Origin of the sequence: Zunongwangia sp. SCSIO 43204 (assembly GCF_019904275.1) — a bacterium.
Taxonomy (GTDB): Bacteria; Bacteroidota; Bacteroidia; order Flavobacteriales; family Flavobacteriaceae; genus Zunongwangia; species Zunongwangia mangrovi.
Genome location: NZ_CP063204.1, coordinates 1,872,600 through 1,885,280, shown reverse-complemented (window position 1 = coordinate 1,885,280; position 12,681 = coordinate 1,872,600). Strand labels below are relative to the sequence as shown.

Below are 12,681 nucleotides of genomic sequence, written 5' to 3'. Positions count from 1 at the left end.
AAGATAGCTTAATTAGGGAAATTGAAGATCATTTATGAAGCCGATTTATTTGCTAATTGACCACAAGCTGCATCAATATCTTTTCCGCGAGATCGCCTTACCGTTACTGTAATTCCGTTTCGCTCTAATAATTGCTGATACATATCTGTGGCCTGAGAAGATGCCCGTTGAAAATCTCCATCATCTATTGGATTATATTCAATAAGATTTACTTTGCAAGGCACATATTTACAGAATCTTACCAATGCCATAGCATCTTTACGGGTATCGTTTACATCTTTCCAAACAATATACTCGTAGGTAATTCGGCTTTTGGTTTTAGAATACCAATATTCTAAAGCTTCTCTAAGATCTTCTAACGGAAATGTTTCATTAAAAGGCATGATCTTAGTTCGAACTTCATCGGTTGCTGCATGTAAAGAAACAGCAAGTTTAATTTTAGCCTCATCATCTGCCAGTTTTTTGATCATTTTAGGCACTCCAGAAGTCGAAATAGTTATTCGCTTAGCAGACATTCCTAAACCTTCGTCTGAAGTGATCTTTTCGACCGCTTTCATCACATTATTGTAATTCATAAGCGGCTCTCCCATTCCCATAAACACGATATTGCTTAAAGGACGATCAAAATATAGGCGACTCTCATTATCTATAGCAACAACCTGATCGTAAATTTCATCGGGATTAAGATTTCGCATACGTTTTAAACGTGCTGTTGCACAAAACTGGCAATCTAAACTACAACCTACCTGGGAAGAAACACAGGCTGTTGTTCTAGTTGGAGTAGGAATAAGAACAGATTCTACTGTAAGATTATCATGAAGTTTTACCGCATTCTTAATAGTACCATCACTACTGCGCTGCATTTGATCTACACGAATGTGATTAATCACAAAATTCTCGGCAAGCATCGTACGGGTTTGTTTAGAAATGTTGGTCATTTCTTCGAAAGTATGCGCTCCCTTACTCCACAGCCATTCGTAAACCTGTGAACCTCTAAAGGATTTATCACCGTTTTCTACAAAAAACTCCTGCAGTTGCTTTTTGGTTAAAGCTCGTATATCTTTTTTCTTATTCTTCACAGTGCAAAATTACAAAGATTTTGAGGATATTCTATATAAGCCCTTTTAAATGCAAAAAGCCACAATCTTAATTAATTGTGGCTTTTAAAAATTTGTTCTAAAAACTTACAAGATCAACATTGCGTCACCGTAAGTATAGAATCTGTATTTTTCTTTTACTGCCTCTTCGTAGGCTCTCATCATAAAATCATGACCGGCAAAAGCAGAGATCATCATTAATAATGTAGATTTTGGCGTATGGAAGTTTGTTACCATACAGTTCGCTATACTAAAATCGTAAGGAGGAAAGATAAATTTGTTGGTCCAACCACCAAACTCGTTTAAAGTTTGATTTGAAGAAACAGAACTTTCTAAAACTCTCATTACTGTTGTACCAACGGCACAAACTTTACGCTTTTCAGATTTTGCTCTGTTAATGGTATCTACCGCATCTGCTTTTACAAATGCTTCTTCGCTATCCATTTTGTGCTTGCTAAGGTCTTCTACCTCAACCGGACTAAAAGTTCCTAATCCTACGTGAAGCGTAACTTCAGCAAAATTAATTCCTTTAATCTCTAAACGCTTTAATAAATGCTTAGAAAAGTGAAGCCCTGCTGTTGGTGCAGCTACTGCCCCTTCTTCTTTAGCATAGATCGTTTGATAACGCTCCTGATCTTCAGGTTGAACATCTCTCTTGATATATTTTGGAAGCGGAGTTTCTCCTAGTTCTTTAAGCTTTCTTCTAAAATCTTCGTAAGAACCATCATAAAGAAAACGAAGTGTTCTACCTCTAGAGGTTGTATTATCGATAACCTCGGCAACTAAACTTTCGTCTTCACCAAAATATAGTTTATTACCAATTCTAATCTTACGTGCAGGGTCTACTAAAACGTCCCAAAGCTTAGTTTCAGCATTTAATTCTCTTAATAAGAATACTTCAATTCTTGCACCTGTTTTTTCTTTGTTTCCGTACAAACGAGCAGGAAAAACCTTTGTGTTATTAAGAACCATTACATCTTCAGGATCAAAATAATTAATAAGGTCTTTAAATTGTTTGTGCTCTATTGTTTGCTCTTTTCGATTAAGAACCATTAGGCGCGCTTCATCTCTATTTTCCGCAGGATACTCAGCAAGCAATTCTGGTGGAAGTTCGAAATTGAAGTTTGAAAGTTTCATTCCCATATTTGAAATTTTAAAGGCTGCAAATATACAATCTCAAAACAGGCGTTGTCAAGTAATTGCGAATATATTTGGCCGTTAATTTAAAATTAGTCTTTTTCTACAGTAAATTCTAGTGTTTCCAGGTCATTATAAAAATCTGGATAACTTTTAGAAACCACCATAGCATCTTCGATAATTACCGGTACTTTTAATGCTATAGGTGCGAATGCCATCGCCATTCGATGATCGTTGTAAGTTGCTATGGCAATATTTTCTGTTAAAGTGGCAGAGGCTTTTAATTCTAAATGATCGTTAGAGATCACCACCTCTCCTCCTAGCTTTTCGATCTCGTTTTTTAAAGCGACCAATCTATCGGTCTCTTTGATCTTTAAAGTATGTAAGCCGGTTAATTTACAAGCTGTCCCTAAACCAAGACAAGTCACAGCAATAGTCTGTGCAATATCTGGCGAGTTTCTAAGATCTTCAGTAATGCTCGCCGGCTTAGAACATTTTGATTTTTTAAGTGTAATACTATTTTCTCCAAAACTTGTTTCTACCCCAAATTGCTTATAGATATTCGCAAGACAGGAATCACCCTGCAAACTTTCTTCCCGGTAATTCGACAATTTTATCTCAGCTTCTTCAGCAAGTGCTGCTATGCTATAAAAATAAGAAGCTGAGCTCCAATCTGATTCTACCGGAATCGTTTTTGGTAATAATTCACTGCAAGCTTCTATTTGAATAGTATTTTCTTTAAAACTTCCCTGGATCCCAGAACGCTGTAACATCTCCAAGGTCATTAAAATATAAGGCGTACTGGTTACCTGTCCTTCAAGATTTATAGTTAATCCCTGCGGAAGTGATGCTCCAATAAGCATCAATGCTGAAATATACTGACTACTGATATTTGCCTGAAGACTCACAGAATTTGCCTGAAGTTTTTTACCCTGAATTCGGATTGGCGGATATCCTTCATTTTTTTCATAAGTGATTTCTGCTCCCATAGATCGAAGCGCTTCTACCAGTAATTGAATAGGACGCTCCTGCATACGCTGGCTACCGGTTAAAACCGTCTCTCTCCCATCCTGCACAGCAAAATATGCCGTTAAAAAACGCATTGCGGTACCAGCATGGTGAATATCTACCTCAACTTCATTAGAAGCTAAAGCTTTTTTCATCACCTGGGTATCGTCACTATTTGAAAGATTAGAAATTTGCAGGTTCTTAAAAAGCGACTCGATAATTAGCAATCTATTCGATTCACTTTTAGACCCCGTTATTTGTAGCGCTCCGGTCACAGTATCCTGTGAGTGCTTTACTTTAAATTTCATGGAAGAGGAGATTATTGATTTATTTTTTAAGCTGATCTTTTTCTTTTCTTCGGAATTGACCATAGGATACTATCATCCCATAAACGATCATTCCAAGAACCTGACCAACAACAAAAGTAATCATTTTCCCGTCTGCCATCCTATCCTGATAGTAATCTTTAAAAGCAAAACCGCCATAATCGATTACCATCATTACGATGTTGTAGATAAGCACGAATAAAAAACCAAGAACAACCACAGAGCGCCAGTATTTCTTACTGGACATAATTTCTTTAAACTTCATTTTACTTCAGCTTTTCATTATTATGATGCCTGTCGTGATCTCTTTTGGTCTTAAGATCTAACTTTTTATCGAAAGCTTCCTGTAGATCTACCCCGGTTTGATTGGCAAGACAAAGCACTACAAATACAACATCTGCAAGCTCTTCTCCAAGGTCTTTAGCTTTATCGCTTTCTTTTTCACTTTGCTCACCGTAGCGACGAGCAATAATACGCGCAACCTCACCAACTTCTTCGGTGAGTTGCGCCATATTAGTTAATTCGTTAAAATATCGAACACCGTGTTCTTTTATCCATTTATCGACGGCCTTCTGTGAGTTCTGTAGATCCATTGTCTTCTTCAATTTTAGACAAAACTATAGCTTCTGAATGTTTACTCACAATTTCATCGAAAAAGTTTTTTAAATGCTCATAGTCATTTGCTGAAAAAACAGACTTATTTAGATCTATCGAAGTCTCTAATCTCAGGAAATTGGAACTTTGGGTAATCAAATATTTAAACTTGGCATCTTCCTCGTTCATATTTACCATAGCACTCTCTGGCAATGATTCAATTTTATAGCCTTTTGGAATCATAAAATTAATGGTTGAAGCATATTCTACCGGGTAATTCAAATAAATTGGATATGTTCTTTCTTCAGCTTTAAAAGGATTTTCTTTTTCTGATAAAAACAGTAAAGGATTTATATAAAGTTTGTCGCCAATTGCCTCTATCCCATTATTGATCTCAAATTGATAAACCTCTTTTACATTCTGCCCAATTGCATCTTCATTTTCCTTGGTTAACTCTGAAATTAAAATATCTCCTTTCCCTTCCTGAAGTAACTCCAAGTAACTTTCTTCATTTATGCCTTTATATTTATCTCTAAAATTCTTGGCAACCAGTTTATCATAAATACCAGTATATTTGCCTTTTAATTTAAGATCTTCAGTGATCTGAAGATTCATGTAGTTAAGCTCTTTAGATTTATAGGTTGGTAAAAGGTAAACCCAGTCAGATTTGCCTTCATCCTTAATAATCCTACCTTGCCAGTTTCTTGCTCTTTCTGGTAATTCACCTGGAGCGGCATTTTTATCTGTAGCATCTAACAACAATGTTTGCTCACCAAATTGTATTCCTGCGATTACATAATTAAATCCAGATCTTGTTGGAAATACCGGCACACCATTACTTTTTGTACTTAAAAGAACTGGATGCGATTCTAAACCAGCATACCTTAACATAGCAATTAAAAGAAGATTTATATCTCCTGTGTTTCCACTCCCTTCCTTATATGCTTTCTTAATTCCGTTTTCTGCTGTATATCCTATGTAATCATTCCACGCAACTTTACTTTTGATGAAATTATAGATTCTCACTAATTTTTCTTCAGCTAAAGAAGCTCCATCTAAAATGGCATCTACATCATCTTTAAAGAAATTACTTCTTCGTAGCTCTGTAGCATACCCACCATCATCATAAATAGATTTAGAAACATCTTCCCAGCTATGGCTAAAATAATCCATAGGCTGATTTGGGAATTTAGTATACTGCAATTCCCATTTAATCCTTGCCGCATAGTTGTACAGGTAATCTACATACACTTCTTCTTTTAAGGCTGGAATATTTTCTTTTGTAATCGTATAAACCGTTTGCAGGTAGTCGTTATTCTGCGTATGCATATTAAACGGCTCTGAAGTTTTATCGATTGGAATAAACAAAGAAGCTAATTGATTATAATGAGAAACAAAACCAAAAAATTCTGGTATCTCTACTTTCACTTCCATCATTTTAATAGGAATAGTAGCCTGTAATTCAGTATCATCCAAAGAAGTTAAAAATGGTGATCTTTTTTCGTATTCGTATTCTACAACACTACCCGCCTGTAAAGAAGGCATGGTAAACTTAATAGCATCGCGATACTTAGAGATCTCTTCATCAAAGATCTCATCTTTCCGTAACTTTTCATCTACCAGCTTACCATCTACGATATTATAAGTATAACCTTTAACTCCGTAGATCTTTTCCTCGTCGTTCGAGCTCTTATATTCATCTAACTGCACGGTTGCCCAATCGAAGCCGTCTTCATTATAAAGTTTTATTCTATAGTGATACCTTGTAACTAAAGATAGTCCTGTAGTACTATTGTAATCGTAAAAAGAATATTGTTTTTTATACAATATCGCTGCATCGGCATCTTTGTTCGTAGGATGTTCGGTTTCTTCTACTTCTTCTTTAGAAACCTTCCCAAATTTGTAGTTCTGTGCCTGCATCGCACCTCCTACCAGGAGAAATGCAATTAGATAAAATTTTAAACGCATAGTAAAATAATTTTTAGCTGTTTTTAACCAAAACAGCCTTTTGATTGCTCAACATGTTGATTTTGTTTAAAAACTCTCTAAAATCTCCAAACTTGTCTGCCGGCCAGTGCCCCTGATTAACGCTTACAGAACGTTTAACCACTAAAACATCTGGATCGTCTTTTGAGGATTCCACAGAGAATTTAAAACTTCCAAAATCGGTTTCTATGCTAATCGCTTCGGGTAGGGCCTCCACCGCATAACCTTCAGGAATTTTAAAATTAAATTGATCTTTATTTGTAAAACCACGCAAGATTTCTACAGGATAATGCCTGTCCTCGTCACGCGATACCATGTCTATTTCAGGTTCTATAAAATTTAGAGGAAGTAATATTCGGTTTCCCGCTGTGGTATAGAATTTCTTTCCGGTAAATTCTAACTCTTCAGAAAAACTTGCCTGTTCTTTATCATTCTCGAAACTTAGGTGATCAAAATGAATCCCCTGAAGATTTCCAAAAACTTCTTTATAATAAATGTTCTTGTCTTTATCTTTTTGTCCCTGGATATGATAATTGTTTCCGTATGGGATTCCTTTACTTTGCTTTTTAATATTAGCCGTAAAAGCATCTTCAGAAAGGTCTATTTCGCAAAGCGTTTCTTCCAGGTTTATATCACATTCGTAATTTGGAGTTTTTACGATCTCGCCACCATCTTCTTTGATCAATAATACATGACGATTATCTGTAAAATCGCCTAAGTAGTTGAATGGTAAAGACTGACTTGTACATTCCAGCCAAACATCTTCTTCTGCAATTCCTGGCACATTTAAAATCACATGATTTCCCTGCATCGACGCGAATTTAGGATCAATATCCTTTTGCTCATCCCCGGCATAAACTACCGCATAATTAGACTTAATTCCCTGCGATGCCAGTAAGGCTTTCATATAATTGGTTAATCCTTTACAATCACCATAGCCTACGCGATCTACTTCTGTAGCTAAAATAGGCTCCCAACCACCAATTCCTAACTGAACGCTTATATACCGGGTTTTTCCCTGCATATATTCGTAAATTAGTTTAGCTTTTTGGTAATCGGTTTCAGCGTCTTTAACCAGCGCTGTGATCTCGGCTATTGTTGAAGAATATAATTCGTCCCTACCTTTAATTAGGTTTTCGTATTGCCATTTACCAAACTCTGTCCAATTATTTGCAGTTCCCTCTACGCCCATCAAACTGAACTTATCAAGAGCAACTTTCACTTTCGGAGTTAATTCTGAAATCTGCGGACTATAAGGTTCGTATTTATAAGCCGGAATATTTTTTACCGCGTAGCTGATCTCAAAATCAGTATTATTTTTTTCAACCTGAATACTATCCAAATTAGACTCCAGATAACGGAGTGGTATATGATTTGGATTTTTTAGCTGATATTCGCTAGATTCAACACTTACATAATATGCATCAACAGGCTGAAAAGGCTGAATAAAAACTGTGGTAGACATCTGTACTTCGCTCTCGTAAACTACCGTGTAAGGATAGCTCATAGGCGAATAATCCAGGTAGCTCACCCTGTTATCTGAGTACAAATTAGAAGACCCAACAGCGCTTTGATCCTTAAAATCACGCTGCTTATACTTCTTGATCTCGTTTCCCATTTTATTATAAACGTAGGCAGACTGCGACTTTATCTTCGCATCACCATCATCATAAAAATCATAGGCTCTAACAAAACCATTTCCGTATTTGTTCAATACGGTAACCACTCGCCTGGTGGTAACTGTCATTTTATCTACATCCTCAACTTCAACTAGGATGCTCTCATCCCTAAGTACCGCATTAGCATGCTCGGTAAGTTCTTTTTTAAGAATGATACTTTGATACGATTCCTGGGCAAAACACAGGATTCCGCTTAAGAGCATAAAGCTCACTAAAAAAGATTTCATTGCAAAAACTGGTAATATTCGTTTTGCAATATATTAAATTTTTAAGAATTTTTAACTTTTATTTTTAGAATCTATTAAGATAGTTACCGGGCCGTCATTTAATAATTCTACCTTCATATCGGCGCCAAATTTTCCGGTACCAACTTCTTTTCCAAGATATTTTTTGAAAACCTGAATAAATTCCTCATATAACGGAATGGCCACATCTGGCTTAGCGGCCTTAATATAACTTGGCCGATTACCTTTCTTGGTGCTGGCGTGTAAAGTAAACTGACTAACAATGATAGCATCACCATTTATATCCAAAAGTGAATTATTCATCACGCCGTCTTCATCATTAAAGATTCGCATATTCACGATCTTTCTACAAAGCCATTCTATATCTTCGCAAGTATCTTCAGCTTCAATACCAACTAATAATAAAAGTCCTAAACCAATTTCAGCATTTAATTTATTTTCTATCGTAACTGAAGCTTTTGTTACTCGTTGTAGTACTACTCTCATTTTTTGTATTGATCTATGCGATAAGGATCATCCTCCCCTTCAATAATTTGCAAATAACTTTTATAACGCGACCACGGAATTTCACCATCATCCAAAGCATCTTTTACCGCACATTTTGGCTCATTGAGATGAAGACAATTATGAAATTTGCAATCTTGTTTTAATTCAAAAAATTCAGGGAAATAATCACCAAGCTCTTCTTTTTCAATATCTACAACTCCAAATCCTTTAATTCCCGGAGTATCAATGATCCTGGCATCAAAACTTAGATCGAACATTTCAGCAAAAGTCGTGGTATGTTGTCCTTGTTTATGTTGTTCTGAAATTTCTAAGGTTTTTAAATTTAAGGAAGGTTCTAAAGCATTGATCAACGTCGACTTACCGGTACCACTATGTCCAGAAAACATCGAGGTTTTCCCCAACATCATTTCTTTTACCTTATATACATTTTTACCGCTTTTTGCTGAAATTCCTACGCACTCGTACCCAATCTCGCGATACATTTTTGCCAGGAATTTAATCTCCAAAAGTTCATCTTCGTTATACGTATCGATCTTATTGAAAAGAAGCACTGCTTTTACATGGTAAGCTTCTGCAGTAACTAAAAAACGATCAATAAAAGTGGTAAAGGTGGGAGGATTATTTAAGGTAACCATCAGAAAAACCTGATCGATATTGGCGGCAATAATATGTGTTTGCTTAGAAAGGTTTACAGAACGCCTGATAATATAATTATCACGATCGCTAATCTTCTTAATCACGCCCTGAGTTTGCTCTGAAATTTCTTCAAGATCAAACTCTACCTTATCTCCAACAGCAACAGGATTAGTACTTTTAATCCCTTTAATACGGAATTTCCCTTTGATACGACAGTCGTAAAACGTCCCATCTTCAGCCTTTACCTGATACCAACTCCCTGTAGATTTATAAACCGTTCCTCTCATTTACATTTTTCCCTCTAATTAAATACCTCGCAAAATTACACAATTTCACGAGGTATTATCTTATTTTGGAAAATCAAGAAATCATTTTAATGCTTAACTATCTAAAATAGTTTGCTGGTGATTAATTGATTCCTGGTGAACGGCTTTAAATAATTTTAAAACAAACTCTTCACTAAGTCCGTGTTGCTCACCTTCTAAAACCATTTTACCTAAAATCTCGTTCCAACGTTTTGTCTGAAGAATCGCTACGTTCTGTGATTTTTTCACATGACCTATATCTTCAGAAATTTTCATACGTTTTGCCAAAAGCTCGATCAATTGATTATCTGCAATATCGATCTTAGCTCTAAGATTTTGTAATTTATTTTGATAATCTTCACTTTCAGAAACCTCTTTTCTAATTTTAAGATCTTTCATGATCTGCACTAAAGTTTCTGGAGTAATTTGCTGTTTAGCATCACTCCATGCATTATCTGGATCCCAATGAGTTTCTACCATTAATCCGTCGAAATTAAGATCTAGCGCAGTTTGGCAAAGATCAAAAATAATATCACGACGTCCTGCAATATGCGAAGGATCTAAAATTAAAGGAAGGTCTGGGAATTTATTTTGTAATTCGATCGCAATTTGCCACTCTGGATTATTACGATATTTCGATTTTTCGTAGCTAGAGAATCCTCTGTGAATCACCCCAAGATTTTTAATATCTGCAGTGTACATACGCTCTACCGCACCAAGCCATAAGGCTAAATCTGGGTTTACAGGGTTTTTAATTAAAACAGGCTTATCTGTACCTTTAAGCGCATCTGCGATTTCCTGAATAATAAAAGGAGAAACAGTAGTTCTTGCTCCAATCCAAAGAATATCTACATCATGTTTTAAAGCTAACTCTACGTGATGCGGATTCGCAACTTCTGTAGTAGTTAACATTCCAGTTTCTTCTTTAGCCTTTTGCAGCCATTTTAAACCTAAAGCACCAACACCTTCAAAGTTTCCTGGTCTTGTTCTTGGTTTCCAGATTCCAGCACGTAAAACTGTAGCATCGGTATCTTTTAACTGATGAGCAATTTTTAGCACCTGCTCTTCAGTCTCTGCGCTACATGGTCCTGCGATTACCAACGGATGATCTAATCCGAATGCGTCTAACCAGTTTCTTAATTCTTTCTTGTTTTCCATGATAAAAAATTTAGCTAATTCCGTTTAAAATTGATTTTATATGATTTGTACGTTCCATTTCGTTGTACACTTCGCCAAATTCGTCGTTGGCGATCAAGTCTCTAAAAGAGCTTAAATTCTGAATATATTCATTTAATGTTTCCAGCACATTTTCTTTGTTCTGCTGAAAAATAGGCGACCACATTGCCGGTGAACTTTTTGCCAGTCTTACAGTTGAAGCAAATCCACTACCCGCCAAATCGAAAATATCACGCTCATTTTTCTCTTTTTCGAGCACTGTTTTTCCTAGCATAAAAGAGCTGATATGCGACAAATGTGACACATAAGCGATATGACGATCGTGAGATTCTGGATCCATATATCGAATACGCATTCCTATTTTTCTGAAGATTTCCATGCCTCGCTCCTGAAGTTTAAAAGCTGTTTTTTCTACTTCACATACGATATTGGTCTTTTCTTTATATAAATCTTTTATAGCTGCTGAAGGTCCTGAAAACTCTGTTCCCGCAATAGGGTGCGCCGATAAATAATTTCTTCGTTTTGGATGATCTTTTACTGCTTCACATAATTTGAATTTAGTAGAACCGGCATCGATTACCAAAGTATTATCTCCGGCATGATCTAAAGCTTCTTTTAAAACCTTGATACTTATATCTACCGGTACCGCTACAATTGCAACGTCACTGTCGGCAAGATCTTTCATTGTTCCGGCAACATCGATAAAACCGATCTCCAAAGCTTCCTTCACATGTGCTTCGCTCTTATCGATACCAAAAATGCTGCTTTCAGGAAAAGATTCTTTTATTGCCAATGCAAACGAACCACCAATAAGACCTACACCAATTACACTTACTTTCATCCCTTAATTCGTTTAATGGCTTCATCTACATTTTTCTCGTCTGTACATAATGAGAAACGAATATAACCTTCGCCCATATCTCCAAAAATGAAACCTGGCGCAGTAAAGATGCTATGCTCGTGCAATAGATTATCCACAAATTTTTCAGAAGATTTTCCTTCAGGAACTTTACACCAAATAAACATTCCTGCCTGTTCTTCGCCCGGGGTACATTCTAAAGCTTCTGCTAACTCCAGAATTTTCGCTCTTCGGCCTTTATAAACCGAATTCATAGAATCGAACCAGTTTTTATCTAATTTCAATGCTGCAGTAGCGCCAGCTTGCACAGGATAAAACATCCCACTATCCATATTGGTTTTAACCTTTAGAACCGTATCGATGTTCTTAGCGCTTCCACTCAACATTCCAACACGCCAACCCGCCATATTAAAACTTTTGCTCAAACTATTTAGTTCTAACGCGACTTCTTTAGCTCCCTCAGCCTTTAAAATGCTTTTAGGGTTTTCATTCAGGATAAAACTATATGGATTATCATTTACAATAAGGATTTGATGCTTTTTTCCAAAAGCAATTAATTGCTCAAAAACTTCATCTGTAGCCGATGCTCCTGTTGGCATATGCGGATAATTAACCCACATGATTTTTACTTTACTTAGATCTTTCTGCTCTAATTCATCGAAATTCGGCAACCAGTTTCCTTCTTCTTTTAGATCATAAAAAATCGCGTTCGCACCAACCAATTTCGAAACCGAAGTATAGGTAGGATACCCAGGATTAGGAATTAACACCTCGTCACCTTCGTTTAAATAGGCCATAGAAATATGCAAAATTCCCTCTTTACTTCCCATTAATGGGATAGTTTCGGTTTCAGGATCTAATGATACCTGATAATACTTTTGATAGAACCCGGCAATCGCATTCCTAAAATCAGCTGTTCCTTTATACGGCTGATATTGATGCGCACCATTTTGAGTTAAACCTTCATTTAAGGCGGCAATCACCTGTGGCGGTGGCGGTAAATCTGGGCTACCAATTCCTAAATTGATAATGGGTTTACCTGCGGCCTGCAAGGCACGAACTTCTCTTAATTTAGAAGAGAAATAGTACTCTTTTACGTGTTCTAACCTATTGGCTGGTATCATTA

Annotated in this window: 12 protein-coding genes; all 12 read right to left on the bottom strand. The window is 36.4% G+C overall.

The window, feature by feature from the left end; genetic code table 11:
* Positions 1-32: 32 nt before the first annotated feature.
* Entirely contained in the window at positions 33-1,079 is a 1,047-nt protein-coding gene (rlmN, locus tag INR75_RS08305; protein WP_223091515.1) for a 23S rRNA (adenine(2503)-C(2))-methyltransferase RlmN, read from the bottom strand.
* Positions 1,080-1,184: 105 nt separating this feature from the next.
* Positions 1,185-2,234 (bottom strand): tRNA preQ1(34) S-adenosylmethionine ribosyltransferase-isomerase QueA, encoded by a 1,050-nt coding sequence (gene queA / locus INR75_RS08300; protein ID WP_223091880.1) that lies wholly within the window; start codon positions 2,232-2,234, stop codon positions 1,185-1,187.
* A 92-nt stretch (positions 2,235-2,326) separates the two neighbouring features.
* Complete coding sequence (gene aroA, locus INR75_RS08295) at positions 2,327-3,550, bottom strand: 3-phosphoshikimate 1-carboxyvinyltransferase (RefSeq protein WP_223091514.1); 1,224 nt, start codon at positions 3,548-3,550, stop codon at positions 2,327-2,329.
* Positions 3,551-3,569: 19 nt separating this feature from the next.
* A complete protein-coding gene (locus INR75_RS08290; RefSeq protein WP_092540424.1) occupies positions 3,570-3,833 on the bottom strand; it encodes a hypothetical protein in 264 nt (87 codons plus the stop codon).
* A gap of 1 nt (position 3,834) precedes the next feature.
* Positions 3,835-4,161 (bottom strand): nucleotide pyrophosphohydrolase, encoded by a 327-nt coding sequence (locus INR75_RS08285; protein WP_092540422.1) that lies wholly within the window; start codon positions 4,159-4,161, stop codon positions 3,835-3,837.
* Positions 4,127-6,130: a DUF3857 domain-containing protein gene (locus INR75_RS08280; RefSeq protein WP_223091513.1), complete on the bottom strand. Its 2,004-nt coding sequence runs from the start codon at positions 6,128-6,130 to the stop codon at positions 4,127-4,129. Before INR75_RS08280 ends, INR75_RS08285 begins: the two co-directional genes overlap by 35 nt.
* Positions 6,131-6,143: 13 nt before the next feature.
* A complete protein-coding gene (locus INR75_RS08275; RefSeq protein WP_223091512.1) occupies positions 6,144-8,054 on the bottom strand; it encodes a DUF3857 domain-containing protein in 1,911 nt (636 codons plus the stop codon).
* 51 nt (positions 8,055-8,105) lie between these two features.
* Positions 8,106-8,558 (bottom strand): D-aminoacyl-tRNA deacylase, encoded by a 453-nt coding sequence (gene dtd, locus INR75_RS08270; RefSeq protein WP_223091511.1) that lies wholly within the window; start codon positions 8,556-8,558, stop codon positions 8,106-8,108.
* Positions 8,555-9,502 carry a ribosome small subunit-dependent GTPase A gene (gene rsgA, locus INR75_RS08265; RefSeq protein ID WP_223091510.1) on the bottom strand — a complete coding sequence of 316 codons (948 nt, stop codon included), beginning with the start codon at positions 9,500-9,502 and terminating at the stop codon, positions 8,555-8,557. Before rsgA ends, dtd begins: the two co-directional genes overlap by 4 nt.
* A 93-nt stretch (positions 9,503-9,595) precedes the next feature.
* Positions 9,596-10,678 (bottom strand): bifunctional 3-deoxy-7-phosphoheptulonate synthase/chorismate mutase type II, encoded by a 1,083-nt coding sequence (locus INR75_RS08260; RefSeq protein ID WP_223091509.1) that lies wholly within the window; start codon positions 10,676-10,678, stop codon positions 9,596-9,598.
* A gap of 10 nt (positions 10,679-10,688) precedes the next feature.
* Positions 10,689-11,537: a prephenate dehydrogenase gene (locus INR75_RS08255; protein ID WP_223091508.1), complete on the bottom strand. Its 849-nt coding sequence runs from the start codon at positions 11,535-11,537 to the stop codon at positions 10,689-10,691.
* A complete protein-coding gene (locus INR75_RS08250; protein ID WP_223091507.1) occupies positions 11,534-12,679 on the bottom strand; it encodes a pyridoxal phosphate-dependent aminotransferase in 1,146 nt (381 codons plus the stop codon). The genes INR75_RS08255 and INR75_RS08250 overlap by 4 nt, the downstream gene beginning before the upstream one ends.
* Positions 12,680-12,681: the final 2 nt, after the last annotated feature.

Excerpts from the sequence above, each read along its gene's own strand:
- rsgA (WP_223091510.1), bottom strand. The coding sequence starts at position 9,502 with ATGAGAGGAACGGTTTATAAATCTACAGGGAGTTGGTATCAGGTAAAG.
- aroA (WP_223091514.1), bottom strand. The coding sequence starts at position 3,550 with ATGAAATTTAAAGTAAAGCACTCACAGGATACTGTGACCGGAGCGCTA.
- INR75_RS08285 (WP_092540422.1), bottom strand. The coding sequence starts at position 4,161 with ATGGATCTACAGAACTCACAGAAGGCCGTCGATAAATGGATAAAAGAA.
- INR75_RS08260 (WP_223091509.1), bottom strand. The coding sequence starts at position 10,678 with ATGGAAAACAAGAAAGAATTAAGAAACTGGTTAGACGCATTCGGATTA.
- queA (WP_223091880.1), bottom strand. The coding sequence starts at position 2,234 with ATGAAACTTTCAAACTTCAATTTCGAACTTCCACCAGAATTGCTTGCT.
- INR75_RS08250 (WP_223091507.1), bottom strand. The coding sequence starts at position 12,679 with ATGATACCAGCCAATAGGTTAGAACACGTAAAAGAGTACTATTTCTCT.
- INR75_RS08275 (WP_223091512.1), bottom strand. The coding sequence starts at position 8,054 with ATGAAATCTTTTTTAGTGAGCTTTATGCTCTTAAGCGGAATCCTGTGT.
- INR75_RS08290 (WP_092540424.1), bottom strand. The coding sequence starts at position 3,833 with ATGAAGTTTAAAGAAATTATGTCCAGTAAGAAATACTGGCGCTCTGTG.
- INR75_RS08255 (WP_223091508.1), bottom strand. The coding sequence starts at position 11,537 with ATGAAAGTAAGTGTAATTGGTGTAGGTCTTATTGGTGGTTCGTTTGCA.
- dtd (WP_223091511.1), bottom strand. The coding sequence starts at position 8,558 with ATGAGAGTAGTACTACAACGAGTAACAAAAGCTTCAGTTACGATAGAA.
- INR75_RS08280 (WP_223091513.1), bottom strand. The coding sequence starts at position 6,130 with ATGCGTTTAAAATTTTATCTAATTGCATTTCTCCTGGTAGGAGGTGCG.